This is a genomic window from Arcticibacter eurypsychrophilus (genome assembly GCF_001730525.1).
Taxonomy (GTDB): Bacteria; Bacteroidota; Bacteroidia; order Sphingobacteriales; family Sphingobacteriaceae; genus Arcticibacter; species Arcticibacter eurypsychrophilus.
Map to the genome: position 1 here is coordinate 44,638 of NZ_MDFN01000003.1, position 15,464 is coordinate 60,101.

General features: G+C 37.8%; 20 protein-coding genes. 8 read left to right on the top strand and 12 right to left on the bottom strand.

The genetic code is table 11. The features are described 5' to 3' along the window. Window positions 1-39: 39 nt before the first annotated feature. Window positions 40-1,197 carry an MFS transporter gene (locus BFL47_RS02675; protein WP_069658256.1) on the bottom strand — a complete coding sequence of 386 codons (1,158 nt, stop codon included), beginning with the start codon at window positions 1,195-1,197 and terminating at the stop codon, window positions 40-42. A gap of 370 nt (window positions 1,198-1,567) precedes the next feature. Between BFL47_RS02675 and BFL47_RS02680 the strand changes: the two genes are divergently transcribed. After that, on the top strand, window positions 1,568-2,434 hold the full coding sequence (locus BFL47_RS02680) for a PfkB family carbohydrate kinase (RefSeq protein WP_069658257.1): 867 nt from the start codon (window positions 1,568-1,570) through the stop codon (window positions 2,432-2,434). Window positions 2,435-2,448: 14 nt separating this feature from the next. Here the strand turns inward: BFL47_RS02680 and BFL47_RS02685 are convergent, their stop codons facing one another. Both BFL47_RS02685 and BFL47_RS02690 read right to left on the bottom strand, forming a co-directional pair. Further along, entirely contained in the window at window positions 2,449-2,832 is a 384-nt protein-coding gene (locus BFL47_RS02685) for a DUF3037 domain-containing protein (RefSeq protein WP_069658258.1), read from the bottom strand. Further along, a complete protein-coding gene (locus tag BFL47_RS02690; RefSeq protein ID WP_069658259.1) occupies window positions 2,810-3,604 on the bottom strand; it encodes a HipA family kinase in 795 nt (264 codons plus the stop codon). Before BFL47_RS02690 ends, BFL47_RS02685 begins: the two co-directional genes overlap by 23 nt. Window positions 3,605-3,710: 106 nt before the next feature. Here BFL47_RS02690 and BFL47_RS02695 point away from each other — a divergent pair, with 106 nt between their 5' ends. Further along, window positions 3,711-4,088: a response regulator transcription factor gene (locus BFL47_RS02695; protein ID WP_069658260.1), complete on the top strand. Its 378-nt coding sequence runs from the start codon at window positions 3,711-3,713 to the stop codon at window positions 4,086-4,088. Between the two features lie 8 nt (window positions 4,089-4,096). Here BFL47_RS02695 and BFL47_RS19690 read toward each other — a convergent pair whose 3' ends face one another. Both BFL47_RS19690 and BFL47_RS02700 read right to left on the bottom strand, forming a co-directional pair. Further along, window positions 4,097-4,267 carry a hypothetical protein gene (locus tag BFL47_RS19690; RefSeq protein ID WP_170827252.1) on the bottom strand — a complete coding sequence of 57 codons (171 nt, stop codon included), beginning with the start codon at window positions 4,265-4,267 and terminating at the stop codon, window positions 4,097-4,099. A gap of 67 nt (window positions 4,268-4,334) precedes the next feature. Further along, window positions 4,335-4,796, bottom strand: coding sequence for a MaoC family dehydratase (locus BFL47_RS02700; protein ID WP_069658261.1), 462 nt, complete (start codon window positions 4,794-4,796; stop codon window positions 4,335-4,337). 177 nt (window positions 4,797-4,973) lie between these two features. Here BFL47_RS02700 and BFL47_RS02705 point away from each other — a divergent pair, with 177 nt between their 5' ends. After that, complete coding sequence (locus tag BFL47_RS02705; RefSeq protein WP_069658262.1) at window positions 4,974-5,177, top strand: YtxH domain-containing protein; 204 nt, start codon at window positions 4,974-4,976, stop codon at window positions 5,175-5,177. A gap of 105 nt (window positions 5,178-5,282) precedes the next feature. Here the strand turns inward: BFL47_RS02705 and BFL47_RS02710 are convergent, their stop codons facing one another. After that, on the bottom strand, window positions 5,283-5,732 hold the full coding sequence (locus BFL47_RS02710; protein ID WP_069658263.1) for a hypothetical protein: 450 nt from the start codon (window positions 5,730-5,732) through the stop codon (window positions 5,283-5,285). Window positions 5,733-5,791: 59 nt separating this feature from the next. After that, window positions 5,792-6,064, bottom strand: a complete 273-nt coding sequence (locus tag BFL47_RS02715) for a hypothetical protein (protein ID WP_069658264.1) — start codon at window positions 6,062-6,064, stop codon at window positions 5,792-5,794. A gap of 64 nt (window positions 6,065-6,128) precedes the next feature. On the opposite strand from BFL47_RS02715, the gene BFL47_RS19695 reads away from it, so the two are divergent. Both BFL47_RS19695 and BFL47_RS02720 read left to right on the top strand, forming a co-directional pair. After that, window positions 6,129-6,272, top strand: coding sequence for a hypothetical protein (locus BFL47_RS19695; protein WP_170827253.1), 144 nt, complete (start codon window positions 6,129-6,131; stop codon window positions 6,270-6,272). 66 nt (window positions 6,273-6,338) lie between these two features. Then, a complete protein-coding gene (locus BFL47_RS02720) occupies window positions 6,339-6,680 on the top strand; it encodes a hypothetical protein (protein ID WP_069658265.1) in 342 nt (113 codons plus the stop codon). Between the two features lie 313 nt (window positions 6,681-6,993). On the opposite strand, the gene BFL47_RS02725 is transcribed toward BFL47_RS02720, so the two are convergent. Further along, window positions 6,994-7,824, bottom strand: a complete 831-nt coding sequence (locus BFL47_RS02725; protein WP_069658266.1) for a DUF4249 domain-containing protein — start codon at window positions 7,822-7,824, stop codon at window positions 6,994-6,996. Between the two features lies 1 nt (window position 7,825). After that, window positions 7,826-10,183: a TonB-dependent receptor gene (locus tag BFL47_RS02730; RefSeq protein WP_083256959.1), complete on the bottom strand. Its 2,358-nt coding sequence runs from the start codon at window positions 10,181-10,183 to the stop codon at window positions 7,826-7,828. Window positions 10,184-10,343: 160 nt separating this feature from the next. On the opposite strand from BFL47_RS02730, the gene BFL47_RS02735 reads away from it, so the two are divergent. Continuing rightward, entirely contained in the window at window positions 10,344-10,760 is a 417-nt protein-coding gene (locus BFL47_RS02735) for a GreA/GreB family elongation factor (RefSeq protein ID WP_245681283.1), read from the top strand. 10 nt (window positions 10,761-10,770) lie between these two features. On the opposite strand, the gene BFL47_RS02740 is transcribed toward BFL47_RS02735, so the two are convergent. The 3 genes from BFL47_RS02740 to BFL47_RS02750 form a co-directional block, all read right to left on the bottom strand. Then, a complete protein-coding gene (locus BFL47_RS02740) occupies window positions 10,771-11,355 on the bottom strand; it encodes a DUF4202 domain-containing protein (protein ID WP_069658268.1) in 585 nt (194 codons plus the stop codon). A gap of 4 nt (window positions 11,356-11,359) precedes the next feature. Further along, a complete protein-coding gene (locus BFL47_RS02745; protein ID WP_069658269.1) occupies window positions 11,360-12,208 on the bottom strand; it encodes an alpha/beta hydrolase in 849 nt (282 codons plus the stop codon). Between the two features lie 82 nt (window positions 12,209-12,290). Continuing rightward, entirely contained in the window at window positions 12,291-13,496 is a 1,206-nt protein-coding gene (locus BFL47_RS02750) for a hypothetical protein (protein ID WP_317042923.1), read from the bottom strand. Between the two features lie 377 nt (window positions 13,497-13,873). On the opposite strand from BFL47_RS02750, the gene BFL47_RS02755 reads away from it, so the two are divergent. Further along, complete coding sequence (locus tag BFL47_RS02755; RefSeq protein WP_139125742.1) at window positions 13,874-14,431, top strand: hypothetical protein; 558 nt, start codon at window positions 13,874-13,876, stop codon at window positions 14,429-14,431. Beyond that, window positions 14,322-15,464, top strand: coding sequence for a DDE-type integrase/transposase/recombinase (locus BFL47_RS02760; protein WP_083256960.1), 1,143 nt, complete (start codon window positions 14,322-14,324; stop codon window positions 15,462-15,464). Before BFL47_RS02755 ends, BFL47_RS02760 begins: the two co-directional genes overlap by 110 nt.

Genomic DNA, 15,464 nt, shown 5'->3' on the forward strand with positions numbered 1-15,464 from the left:
AAAATAGCAAATGGATAAAAGCACAATCAAAACATGCCCTTATTCATTTGCTATTTTGTTTTTATACTTGAACAATAAGTGAGAAACCGGAATAATCATTAACCCACAGATAGCAAAGGTTATAAATGATGCGCGGAGGTCAAATGTTTGGGCCAGATAACCAATCAATGGTGGACCTATCAGCATTCCAGTAATAGAATAAGTGGTAATGACCGAAATTGCCAGTCCCGCTGAATATTTTTTCGAAGCACCCGCCATACTGAATGACATAGGTATTATGGCTGCTGTACCAAACCCTACAATAGAAAAGCCTATTAGTGCAGTCCAGAAATAAGGTGCCAATACCGCTAATAATATTCCGATAACAATAAGTGTTGCACTTAAAATATACGTCTTGGGCATTCCGATCCTTTGAATGATGAAGTCGGAAAGAAACCGGGACAAAGCCATAAAGGTCATAAAAATCAAATAGCCATAGGTAAAGATCTTTACGTTCAACACTTTTTGAAAATAGATTCCGCTCCAGTCAAACATCCCTCCTTCGCATATGGATGATAAAAAAGCTAAAACTCCTAACATCACTATTATTGGGTCAGGTTTTCCTAATTTCAGCTTATTTCCCCTGGCTGTTTTGTCGTCTGTAAGTAAAAACTGATACGAGTATACGGCAACGATGAAGGTCAAAATGGCTACTACCGCAAAATGAGTATGAACTTCCACATTCATCGCTAAAAGTGCGGTGGAAAAGAGAATCCCTGCAATACCTCCTGTACTCCAGAAGCCATGAAATGATCCTACTATTTTATCAGTAAAATGGGTCTGTAGATTTATTGCCTGGGTGTTGATTGCAATATTAAAGATGCGCAATGTAAAAGCAAAAACCACCACAGCAACTACCAATGCGAATATACTGGTAGTAAACCCAATACATAAAAGCATAAGTGAATTGAGGGCATAGGCAACAACTAAAGGTCCCCTACTATTGAATCGCGAAACTAACCAGCCTGAAATTGGCAAGCCTATTAAAGAACCTATGGGTAAGGCAAATAAGAGCGAACCCAATTCGGCTTCATTAAGATCGAATGTATATTTGATTGTTGGTATGCGTGATGCCCAGGATGAAAAGGTAAATCCGGACATGAAAAAGAAGATGCTTAAAAATACCCTCTGTTTGCTTTTAGAGACATTTAATATCATAGATATGCAAATATATAGTTTATCTGATGGTTAGGAACACGCTAATTAAAAATCCGGATAATCTGATGTCGTAAAATACCCCTTTTATTTTTCCATTCAATGCCCCTGAATTTGAACTTATAAAAATATATTTGAGTCTATAAAAAGTCTATGTTGAGTCCATGATAAGTCCGTGTTCTACTGTAAAAACATGGACTTATCGTAGATTCAACATAGTTTGATTATCGGCTTATTAAGTTCATTATTACCTTTTGTATACATCGGAATCCTATAAATAATCATTCAAACTAAATACTCAATAAAACGGAAGCAATAACCCCATATTTAAACTTATAGTTACATTTGCGGCCTGCTAAAAAACAGATCTATTATGGTTGAAATTTGCTGCGTGGGACATATCACATTAGACAAGATAGTTACGTCCAAGTCTGAGGTACATATGCCCGGAGGGACTTCTTTTTACTTTTCCAACGCAATAGCGAATATGGATATTTCCTATTGCCTGGTCACAGCTTTAGGCCCCGAAGAAAATGCTATAGTCGAAAATTTAAGAGCTAAAGGAATAACAGTTCAAGTTCTGCCAAGTGCCCACACGGTTTATTTTGAGAATATTTATGATGAAAATCAGGATAAACGGACACAAAAGGTGCTGCAAAAGGCCGATGCTTTCAGCATAAAAGAGATGTTGGATGTTGATGCGAAAATCTTTCACCTTGGTCCGCTTCTTGCCGATGACATTCCGGTAGAGTTAATCAAGTATCTTTCTGAAAAAGGAACCGTTTCTTTAGATGCTCAAGGCTATCTCCGGGAAGTTAGAGATACTGAAGTGTTTGCTACGGATTGGGCCCACAAAAAAGAAGCGTTACAGTATATTGATATTTTAAAAGTCAACGATGCGGAGTTGTTTGCAATAACGGGGTGTAAAGATCTTCGGGATGGCGCCAGAGCGCTTGTGGCTATGGGCGTTAAAGAAGTGATCGTGACACTGGGCAGTAAAGGTTCTTTTATTTATGCAGAGGAGGAATTTTATGAGGTTCCGGCTTATAAACCAAATGCTACCATAGATGCAACCGGATGCGGAGATACCTATATGGCTGGATATTTATATAAAAAGGCTAAGAACGCAGGTTATATAGAAGCTGGTAAGTTTGGAGCCGCTATGGCTACACTCAAAATTGAATCGTCAGGGCCATTTACAGGAACATACGCTGAGGTGATTAAGATTACAGGAGAATAGCCGTTAATGTTAGTTTATATGACTAATTGGTTGTAAAGGCGCTCTAAGGTTTCAGCAGCGTCTCTACAAAAGCCTGGATGGACTTTAGAACTTTGTAGCACAGTACTTCTGGTGGCTGTAAGCCATCGAAAACGTTCAGCAATGATTAGTTGTCCTATTGCGCCACCATCCTTGCTGCCCGCACAAATACATTTGTATGCCTGCAGATTATTATAAATTTCTATCAGATCTGTATCAGAAGAAAAAGAGCGGATGCGCTCTTCATTCAGCATGAAGTTCATATCCAGAAATTTTTGTGCTGAGCAAAAAAGAATAACTCCAATATTTAGAAATTCTTCCCTTTCAACACGCGGTACCAAGCGAATAACGGCGTACTCAAATAAGTATTTCCCTTGCATGTTGTGCTTCTTTTACAAAAATTTCAGAGTTTGATAACCGGGATAGTAAAAACTGATCATAAACCTGACGGTTCTGACTAGCTATTTCGGAAGATTCGTCAGACAACCACTCATCGGGTATTAAGGCTGTGATCGATTTTATGCAATCCTCAGTGAGAATGGATTTAAACTCCTGATCTACTAGTTCGAGTTCTGCTGCGCTTTGTAACAGTACATGATCTTTAATTTTCAGGAATGGTTTGATGGCTTGTTCCTTCCAGTTGGCCCAGGAATGATGGAAATATAGCGCTGCCCCGTGATCGATGAGCCACAATTCTTTATGCCACATCAGCATATTGGTATTTCGTGCTGTGCGGTCTACGTTAGTAAGCAGACAATCAAGCCAGACAATCTGCGAGGCAAGTTTTGCATCTACAGTGGTAACTAAAGGATCAAAAGTAATTGCTCCAGCAAGATAATGAAGGGCAAGATTGAGTCCTCTGCTAAACTTCAGCAGGTCCTGAATTTCTTCGTCCGGCTCAGTTCGACCAAAGGCTTCATCAAGTTTGGCAAAAACGACTTCGGGTACTTTAAGACCCAGTACACGGGCTATTTCGCAACCTATAAGTTCAGCGATAAGTGCTTTGACACCCTGCCCTGCCCCTCTAAACTTAAGAACATACATAAAGTCATCATCAGCCTCTACAATGGCGGGCAGCGAACCGCCTTCGCGTAACGGAGTAATATAGCGTGTTACATTTACTGTTCGGAGCTCAAGCGGCATATCATTCATAATGCGTGAGCTCAAATTTAAGCTTTAATACGGACAAGCTGTTTATCTTTGTAAATACAAACTAATAAAATTATATTATTTTTGTATTTAAATTCCAGGTTAATAAATGAAGAAAAAAATATTAGTTGTAGAAAATGATAAGGATATCAGAGACATCCTAACTGTAATTCTTACAGAAGAGGGGTATGAAATCTTAACGTATAAATCAACAGAAATAATTTCAGAGCACATTATTTCATACAAACCTGACGCTATCTTATTAGATATCATCAGACCAACAGATGAAGGTACTGAACTGTGCAAACAAATTAAGGCTGCGGAAACCACTAAACATATTCCTGTAATTGTGATGTCAACTTATTCAAAGGCAGAAGTTTTAGAGGAAATCTGTGCTGACAAAGTAATTGCAAAACCGTTTGATATCGATGTTCTGGTAAACGTGATCCAAAATAAATTAAATGCCACAATCATTCCGAAAGCTTGAGAATAGTGTTATATATGATCCGCTATCTTTTCGAGGTTTTCTTCCTTATAAATGTTCGCATATTCAGCACCTTCCAATATCACTTTTACATCATTGGAGTTTAACTCCTGGTCTTCCTGTACAATGCCTTCCTGACCATCATTTGTTTTTACTTTTTCACCAAATTTGAATCCTTTCATATCTGTTAAACAATCTTTTTTATTGCTGGTTTTGATAAATAAAAGAATCTGTTTTGGGAATGCACAATTAGTCTATGAAGTGATATAAAAATAAAGCTTCACCTATAAATGCTGACTTTTTCTGTCCTTTAATTTCCAATTCCACCCTCATAGTCACTTTCGTTACCCCTCTTAAGTTGATGATGTCTACAAGTTTAACTTGAAGCCTGACTTCACTTCCAACCATAACGGCCTGAGCAAACCTCAATTTGTCCATACCGTAATTGATTTCCATCTTTAGGTTTTGAATATCAACTATTTGTTTCCATAGGTAAGGAATTAATGACAAGGTAAGGTAGCCGTGGGCTATTGTTGTTTTAAATGGACTTTCTATTTCTGCCCGCTTAGGATCCGTATGAATCCATTGATGATCCAATGTGGCATCAGAAAACTTATTAATTTGTTCCTGCGTAATGGTATGATAAGATGATGTTCCTATTTCTTTACCCAGATATTTTTCAAATTCCTTATAGCTTCTGATTGTTAACATGCTGTTATTCTTTTATTGTACATCTTTTATATTTTGACTGATCACCTGCCTTAGGCGATACTAATAATACTATTTATACAAGGATACTAAAGTAAGGGTTTAATCAATATCCTTTTTATTTTTTACTAAAATTGGAATAGATATTGATGCATTTAATGAAACTTATAGAAAAATAATATGGGATTATTAAGATTTATTGTCATCGGCGCTGCAGTAGCTGCTGGTGTCAAATATGCAACCAAGAAAAGACCTGATGGAAAATCTTTTGTTGACGATTTAAGTGAAAAAGCACCTGAATGGATCGACAAGGCTAAGAAATACGGTGAACAATTTAAAGATCAGTACGCTCCTGGAAAACAGACAAGTACAGATTTTGAATAAGCTTGAGGTCTTTTAAATCAAGATCGAGTTGAATAAAAAGAAAGAGGCTGTATCTATCATAGATACTGCCTCTTTCTTTTTTAGCGTCTAACTTTAAAGGGAGCGCTATCCCTTATCTCCTTTATTCATAGCAGCAAATGCCGCCGCTGCTACAATTCCTCCAATGGTATAATAGGCTACAGTAAGGGTTTCTGAACGTAAATTTTTTGTTACTGGGGTATCATTTAAGCCCATCTGCTTTGGTAAAGAAAGTGCTCCTACACCTGCAGACAGTCCAAGCATGATTCCCTTTATCCAATTTTTATTTCCTTTACCAGAACCTATTAAACTATAATATAGCGTATTACTGAAAATATCACCAACAAGTGCAGCCTCTGTTAAGGAAGCTCCGCTTGGTGGAGTCAAACCAACACCTTTCAGAGTTTTTGATAATGCTTCTTTTCCGATAAGATCTACACGCGGAGCTTTAGAATCAAGCCGTTTTACTGCTTCATGAAGTACATTAAGTGCTATTGCGCCTGCAAATCCTGCTATTATCGCTTTAAGCTTTCTCATAAATATAAAGATTAGGAAAAATTAATATTATTTTAAAATTGGATACATGAATCATTTTTTTAATATCGCTGAACTACTAAAGTGCTATCAAATTTTTGTGAAATAAACCAGTAAATCCCTGCGATCAGATAATTTAGTTTTTGATGACCATAATTGATGGTTTGAAAATAAATGGTCATCTCATTTGTAGAGACATAATATTGAACCTCCTGATCATCTGCTTGAAATGAATCAGAACCAAAATATACGGCAATAACGATTCCTGTTACTTTCCCTTTGATAAGCCAATCATATGCCAGTGATGTAGATTGTTCCAAGCTGAATTCTCGCATAATTGATTAGAAAACAGGATATGCAGATTAAGGTTTTAATTCTTATTGAAAAACAATCTTCCTTATGCTTCCGTTCGATATGTTTGGTACCAGTACACATGGCAGATGGAGGCTTCGGGGTAAGCCTATGGCTTATCATAAGTATATTATCGCTGGTTTGCTTACAGAAGTGCGCTCTATCGCTTACACTATTGGGAAAAAGAGATAAGTTTTTAAGTTTTAGAATTGTTAAACATTTTAATTTCTGAATGGTTATATGTTATAAATTAAAATTATGACAGTTTCAGATCAGTCCTTCAGGGATGAGTTTAAACCTTTATATATTCCCTCCTCTTTTCATCCTGAAGATACTGGGGAAAACAAAATTGTCTTTGCTCTTGCCCAAATAGGTGATGGTGATATTGACGAAATTTCAAGTAAGCTTGAAGAGTTGGAACCCGGAAGCATTACTCCCGAAATGACTACTTTTATGGAAGTCGTTTTGAGTGGTTTATACAATAAAGGTCTGCTCAAAGGTATAGAGCAAAATGGGAAAACAAGATATAATTTAAGTAAAATAACAGAAGCTAATGATGAAGAAATAAATCCTGATTTACTTGCACCGGGTTTAGATTAACCTTTAACTACTCTTTAGAAACATTTTATCCTTTAAGTAAACGCCTTATAACTAAACATTTATAAAAAATAAGATCACAAAACATCACACAATTTCTCAAACTCATTGTTAGTATTATTTTAGTATATTTGTAATACTAGTCTATGTTATACCAAAATTATAAATGTGCTGTGTGTAGCACACCTTTTCATTTTCAGAGTCACCGACCATGGTTTCTTAAAAATGTATTGTATTTTATTCCCTTAAGGGCCTTCTTCTGTCCAAAATGTCTGACCAACAGATATGTGTGGATTAAGTAGAACAGTACTATTTCTTAAGGGATCAATTTTTGAACAGACTTTACCATAGAGGTACCAAAGAAACCGGTTACATCTCTAGAGTCCTGAGTAATCTTGATTATATTGGAACGTGCGCTAGGCAACGGAATAGCAAATATTCCAGAATTATTTAATTGGGTTTGGATATCATCCCAAAAGATATAATTATCTTCTGTTAAAGACCATGCTTCCACGCGAATGAGGTCTCCTGATACAAATCCACTGTCTATATCAAGCTCGTAGTTGCTGATATATTTTCCATCCACATATTCATCTTTAAATAGATTGATTTCATTTGCTTTATTTAAAAACTTATTATTTTTAAATATTTTAAACTGAGAGAAATCTCCAACTCCCTCTAGTTCTTTTCCATTGATTATAGGATAATACCCTTCATCAGGGTAAATTATAGATTTCGTTTCGTACTTGAACTGAATGGTATCTGGAGTCATGGTCAACCTGGGCATCGTTGAAATAGCCTCATAAATACCATCTGTGGTCTTAATATCCAATGTATAGGTTCGCCCTTCCCGTCCCTTCATTGTGCTTATCTGATAACAACCCGGCGTCGATTCTTTAAGAATCTCCACATTGTTATGATTATCTTTCAAAGTAATTAAGGCCTTGGTAACTACTTCATAACCGCCATCGGCCAGTACAGGAATGGTATAGTATAATTTGACATATTGATTCTCGCGCAGATTGGTAAGTGATCCTTCTACTACCAAAACATGATTCGCGTTGGCAATATTTACATCAACTACGTCTTCGCAAGAATATAGACTCACCGTAATTAACAGTATACCGATTGCTTTAAACAGTTTCATTTCAAAATTTAAAGTTATAAGTGACAGAAGGTATGATCATCCCGATCATGGAAAAGCGAACTGCTTCGAGATTTAGCGGACTATTTTCATTTTGGCGGAGGTACATGGAAAAGGCATTGCGCCTATTTAAGGCATTAAATGCGGACACGACCCATTCGCCTGATGTTCTCTTACCAAGTCGGGGTTTATTTTTAAATGTCGCGGAAAGATCTAAACGATGATAGGCAGGAATGCGGTAATTATTGCGGTAATTTCCGGTATTGTATTGTACTGAATATCCACCAAATTCATATTTTGATGATGGAAGTGTAGCAGGTGTTCCTGTGGAAAAACTATATGTTGCAGAAATGGAAATCCGTGGTTTAAGCCGATATATGGCTACTAGTGCTAATGAATGCGTTTTATCGTACTTGGAAGGATAGTAAGCATTATTATTAATACCGTTAATTTTTCGCTCCGTCTTGCTTATCGTATAACTGATCCAACCATTAAAGCGCCCCTCCTTCTTTTTAAAATAAAATTCAGCCCCATAAGCTCTACCATTGCCAATGAGGATATCACCCGCCAGATCTTCATTGAGCAGGGTTTCTGCTCCGTCTACAAAGTCGAGCTGATTGTATAATTTTCTATAATAAATCTCTGCTGAGGCTTCATATTTACTATCAAATAAATTGCTAAAATATCCAGCAGAAAGCTGATCTGCTTTCTCGGGTTCGATGTTGTACGAACTGGGTGCCCACATATCTAAAGGACTGGTGGATATAGTGTTGCTCATCAGGTGAAGATATTGCACGGTTCGCGTATAGGAAGCTTTGACTGCTGAACTCGTGTTTATTTGCAGCTTAAGGGTGAGTCTGGGTTGTAAATTAGCATACCATTTCATACTTTCCCAATCTGTGAATTGTTGGGTATTATAAGCCGTCTTTCGTTCAGAGGTGGCACCCTCATAATCACTAACAGTTGTAGAATCTTTAGCTATACTGTGAAACGCTGAAAACCTGAGGCCGTATTCCATAGAAAGAAGATCGGATACTTTAATTTCATGGTCCCAAAACAGGTTATACTCGGCGGCCCGCTGACCATCAATATTTATGGCACTGAAGATGGATGCTTCTCCAGTTGGACGAGCATTTCCGGGACTGAACTCATGAAGTGCCGCTTCTGCGCCAAAATAAAGCGTATTGTTAACGTTTGGATACCAGTTATACGTATTTTTTAAGGTGTAATCAATTATGCCTGCTTTCCATTCGAAACTTGAAGTAGGCTCACTCATAGAACCCAAACTATATTGATAATTGGAGTATATGGCGCTCACATTTGAAAATAATTTGTTCGTGTAAACATGATTCCATCTGACAGTGCCCGTTCCATTTCCCCATTGCAGCATAAATACTTCTGCGGACTGAATCTTATCTTTGCCTAAGTAACCGGAAATAAACAAACGATCACGATTAGAAAGAGAGAAATTCATTTTAGTACTCAAATCATAAAAGTAAATGGAGTTATCGCTTATGTCAGTATTGGAGGACTGGCGGGTAATCACATCCGTATAAGATCTTCTTCCACTAATGAGTACGGAACTTTTATCTTTTTTGATTGGGCCTTCAATTGTAAGTCTGCTGGCAATAAGACCAAGTCCCCCTGCTACATTCCATTTTTGATTATTTCCTTCTTTAAGCCGGGTATCGAGAACAGAAGACAGACGACCACCGAAACGGGCTGGCATTTCCGTTTTATATAATACGGCGTCCATTACAGCATCCGGATTAGCTACCGAAAAAAGATTAAATAAATGGGAAGTAAAATATAAAGGAGCCTCATCCAAAAGGACAAGATTCTGATCCACTCCACCACCTCTTACGTTAAAACCGGAAGCACCATCGCCTATGGTACTTACCCCCGGTAATAATTGAAATGATCGGATCAAATCAGCTTCGCCTAGCAATGGGGGTAATAATTTAACGGACGACATAGATAATGGGGTAACATTAACAGACCGGTTGGAATTATTCCAGCCCGAAACGTTAATTACCACTTCATCGATCCTATTTTCCAATGCGTTTAGCTTTGCATTTATTATGGTATCTTTTGTAAAGGCAGCGTTTAATTCGAAGGTTTGGTACCCGATGTAAGCATATCGGATGTGATGTTTACCAGCAGGAATAGAAATAGAATAAAAGCCATAGGAATTACCTGAATTTTTATGGGTGGAATCAACGGAAATCAGGGTACCGGATAGACTTTCTCCATTGAATGCATCCTGGACAAAACCACTAATAGTTATTGGTTTTTGGGCATGAACAGGAGTAAATAGAAACGTAGTTAAGACCAACATGATCCCTAACCTATATAATACCATATATAACTAGCCAACACATAATTTGCTATAAATATAGTACTTCTAATAAACTGATTATTGTTATGTAAATATTTAACTTTAACATTCTTGTATTTTACGATATAAATGGTTACATTATAAAATTATGATTGAACTTAAAAAATTACTATATACAAAGTGCATGGAATACGTCGACGAGCGTATTGCCAGCATAGAGAGTGCTTTATCGGCTTCGCATGATGCTTCGGTTGATGATACAAAAAGCAGTGCAGGTGACAAGTATGAAACTACCCGGGAGATGATGCAGCAGGAAATTTCCAGAAATTCGCTGCAACTTATGGAAGCTAAAAAGCTCAGGATCAGCATGAATAAGTTAAGTCCTGATTCTACATCACCCATAGTTAAACCAGGAAGTTATGTTCGTACGTCTAACGGCGATTTTTACATCAGTATTAGTGCCGGTCTGATACAAATTGGCGAAAAGTTTACGTATGCAGTTTCTCACTTTTCGCCAATAGGAAAGCTATTGCTGGGCCTTCAAAGTGGTGAGACAATTACAGTAAATAATCAAACCTATACTATTCTGAGTGTGATATAAACGGGGCTCTTTAGTTATCCTGCAAGGCTTTTGTGATCAACGCATGGCCTTCCGGACTAAAGTTCAAGGTCATTGCGGCATCATGCCCCTCCTTGCTCATCTTTTTCCAGGTCTTTCTTAATACCGTAATCATCTTTTCCTCTGGCAGTTTTTCAACAAGATCATCAAATTGAAATTCAAGAAATACCAGGCATAGGGCATTTTCTATAATCTGTACCTCGGGATCTAACTTGAGTTGGAGCTTTTGGATGATAACCTGAACGCGCGCAATGATTTCATCGGAATAACCTACGGTTTGAAGAATAGAGGCTGCTTTTTGAGCATGAATCTTTTTTAAATCACTCCTCCATGTGAGATAGCCAATGCGGCCATCGGGATATATATTGCGGGGAACTTCCCATCTGCCAATATGCTGACTCCGGGAAGCAAGGAGTAAACCTTCCGAAGCTTCTGGGGACAGTTTTTTAACCCAGTTATATAATTCTACGGAATAGAAATATTCTGAAGGATAGGTAATACCTTTCCAGGTAAGCTGATCAGGACTTTGCTTATTATAATCATCAAACAGTTTAAATGCCTGCTCTAACTTTTCCATATTGTTATTTTGAGTAAATAGTGATCCAAGATAACACTTCTTTTAGGATCATAGTAGCTGCTGCAGGATTTGCAAGTCCAAGATCATGTCCGGCACCTTCTATGCGGACGAGTTTATTGGGAATACTCCTACTTTCTAAAGCTTTGGATAGGAAATTGGAAGATTCGAAAGGTACAATTATGTCACTCGTTCCATGTATGAGTAACGTTGGGATGCTCGTAATACGCAAAGCAGGACTAGCATTTGTAAAAGGTTGAGTTAGGGGGGAAGTTATAGGTGCACCAACCATGGCCTCAATTGGGGTTTTGAGTATTACTGCACTTGGGCTACTTAAGAAGCCTTCAGTGAAAATTGTTGGACCGCATAGGGATATGACCGCACTTACCTCGTTGCTCTGTTTATAGGCATAAGCGTATAATAATGCGATATGGGCACCTGCGCTTACTCCTAAAACAACATTGTTTGAGGATCGAACGGTCCAGTCATCTGCATTTTGCTTCACATAGGCGAAAGCTTTACCAACATCTTCCATCATTCCTTCAAAATGATTTGTTGCGGATGCAAATCGGTAGTTCATATTTACACTGGCAATACCGTGTTTTAGTAAAGAATCTTGAATGAATTTTATTTCTGCTTTATCGCCATCAATCCATGCTCCTCCATGTAGCATGAGCACCAAAGGGGTAGTCGCTGTTCGGTTGGCAGGCAGATACACATCCATCTTTTGGCTGTTATCTGTTCCATAACTAACATTTAGATTGATTTCTTCCTTTGTTCCCTGATCGGAATCGTTGTCTTTTTTACAGGAAGAAAAAGAAAGGGCTATAAATAAAAAAAGGATAGTTTTTTTCATAATGATTGTTCAGAGGTCTAGCTAATATAAGATTAATTTAAAACTATACTGATTACAATCGTTAAAATTTAAACGAAATCAATTAAAGATGAGTGGGTTGATAACTATAAACGACCTTATAGGGAATGTTTTTTAGTTTGGAAGAGATTTGTCCAATTTGCAGATTTTCGCCTTGAGGTGTTGCCTCACAAACAGAATATATTTTACCCTTATACATTACGGGTTTACCAATAGGTTTACTGAATTGTACACCCATTGTAATGTGGGTGGGATAGAGCATGGCAATCATGGGCAACTTATATATCTCTTTAACAAGATAGAAAAACAAGGCAGCCCGGTCGTCACAATCACTGTATTTTGCGAACAGTGTTTCCTCGGCTGACATTCTCTTTTCCTTACCAAAGTTATCTTCGTCATCTTCATATAAAAATGCGTAACGTGTAAACCTCATAAGATAATCAACACCCTTCTTTTCACTCATACCCTTTATGTTTTGTTTTAGCAAGGGAATGAGCGATTGATAAGTCTCATTGCTTAAAGGAATATTAAAATAGGATTCGAAGTCTACTCCTGGGTAGTTTTTAAATATCGCTTCTACATCAGAGTTCAGCTTTATATTGAAATGATAAATTTTTTGCTTGTAACTAAACTGCAAATTCTTTTCTCGGTAGTTTTCGGGTTTAAAATCAGGGAGCTTTGTTATTTTGTAGGAGAATGCTTTTTTGGCTTCCGCTACTAGAATAGGAATTGGATATGGGGGATCCTGACGCAGATCGGCCTTAGGGTAGTCATGATAATTGAGACACATGTATTTCTTTTTATTAATCATGAAGAAAGGAATATCTGATATATCTTCATCATTATATACATAAAATATAATCTTATCATGGGAGAGAGCAAGTCGGGCATCATAGCCTGATTTACTTAGAAAAAACCATTTATAAAGGGTGTACCGTGTGTAATTATCAGCCTTAGGACTGAATTGCTGAACTGATTTTCTGATCAACTGGTAGTACAACCAGTCATTTAATTGATATTTTTCTTTGTAGGCAAGCAGAGAGTCGATAACTGGTTTATAAATACTTGAATTAAGCTTGTTGTAAAAGGATGTTACAGTTTGGGAACTTAATGTTTGGGGAGCTTTAATTAAAAGGGATTGGTCAACTTCAAGGTTATAGGTTCCTTCGTAAAACTCAAAACAAAATTGTTTACTCTTACTCTGTGCATAACTATCAGTGAGGGTAAGTACCATAAAAATCAAACAGAAAACCTGTAAAGACTTGAACATGGCTTGTTATTTTGTTTACATTAAAGATACATAATATTAACATGAAAAACATTTGCAATAACAAAATAATAGATGATCGTTGACATATAATTTGGGGTACATAATCATATTTAGTGCTAACGCTCAGAAAGATGACAAAGGCTGTCTTAACTACTCATGATCAACTGGCATATTGGATGTTCTGGATTTTTTTCTAATGACTTATTTTAATAATAAATAGGAGGTGCTACCATATTGTAATCAGTAAATACAACTGCACAGAAATTGGCAATTAAGAGTGCACAGAAAATAGCAGTAAGAATGCAAAAAAAACGGTGGAATAATTACACCCCACCGTTAAAACACGAACTTCATCGGTCTACTAAAACTGATGGAATATGAACGCATTCTTAAGCAAATTTATGATGTATTATGAGATTAAACGAATGAACAGCGAAGGCCGTTCAATTTCTAAGATCAGTAAAGCCCTTAGCTGTAACCGTAGAACAGTAAAAAAGTATCTGGGCCTTTCGGATCAGGAGTTTGAAGCTTTCTTAAAAAGCCAAAGTACACGCACAAAGTTATTGTTACCCTACGAATCCTTTATAAAGGAGCGGTTAACACGGTACCGGGACACCCCAGCGGCACAGATGCACGATTGGTTGAAAGAGCACCATGATAATTTTCCGGAAGTTAACCAAAAGACGATCTTTAACTTTGTGAAATGGGTGCGTGCCCAGCACGATCTGCCTTATGAACCAGCTGTCCGGGGTTATATGATAGTGGAAGAAACCGCTTATGGCCTGCAGGGACAAGTAGACTTTGGCGAGTACAATATGCGCTCGGATGAAGGAAAACGTGTCAAAGTTTACTTCTTCTGGAAAACGCGTAAAAGTTTACTTCTTTACCCTGGTTTTGTCCCGTTCCAGGTTCAAATACGTTTGTTTTGGCAGTAGCCCATTCACGAGCCATAGTGCCATTGAGGCTCATGAGCGCGCTTTTTCTTACATCAAAGGCATTCCTGATGAAGTGGTATACGATCAGGACAAAGTCTTTATCAGTAATGAAAACAGTGGAGACCTGGTACTTACCTCTCAATTCAAAACCTATGTAAGAGACCGTGGCTTTAAAATACGCATGTGCAGAAAGGCAGATCCGGAAAGTAAGGGAAAGATTGAGAACGTGGTCAAATACATTAAGCAAAATTTTCTTTATAACCGTACTTTTTACGATATGGAAACCTTAAATCAGGATGGGTTAAGATGGTTGGAACGTACCGCCAATAAGCTGGATCATGCACTAACCAAAAAAGCCCCCCACCAGGAGTGGCTTATCGAACAGGCTTTTTTGCAACCTTTCGAACCTTTGACTATACCACTGCCAACACCTTCATTCTATGCAGTAAGAAAGGACAACACGATATCCTGGAAAAGCAACCTATATTCCTTGCCTCTTGGCACTTACGCAGGAAGAGGTACACAGGTTTGCGTGCACAGAGAAGAAAGCTGCCTGATTATTTGCCATGTCAACAAAACGGAATTATGCAGGCATATGATTGCCACTGGCAGGGGCATGAAGATTGTAAATACAGACCACAAGCGTGATAAAAGTGCTGCCCTGGAAGAAATGGCTATGGAGCTTTCCCGGTTAACCGAATCAGGAGAAGTCATGCTGCGTTTCATTGCAGCTATCCGTATAGATAAACCCCGGTACCTGCGTGACCAACTTTTAATCCTGCATCGGGTATTGAACAACACTCAGGAACACCTGATTGAAAAAGCATTAAGCTTCTGCATCCAGCAAGGGATCAATAGTGCCAATGACTTTGAGACCCTGGTTACTAAATTCAAACAAGAGTCAAAGCCTGATGCTATTGCTTTATCCGGGCTTAACCCTTTGAACGGCACCTATCCCATCCTGGCCTTGTTTCAACCACAGTTGAGCAGAATTGAAGACTATCACCAAATATTAACCCCTTTAAACAACTAA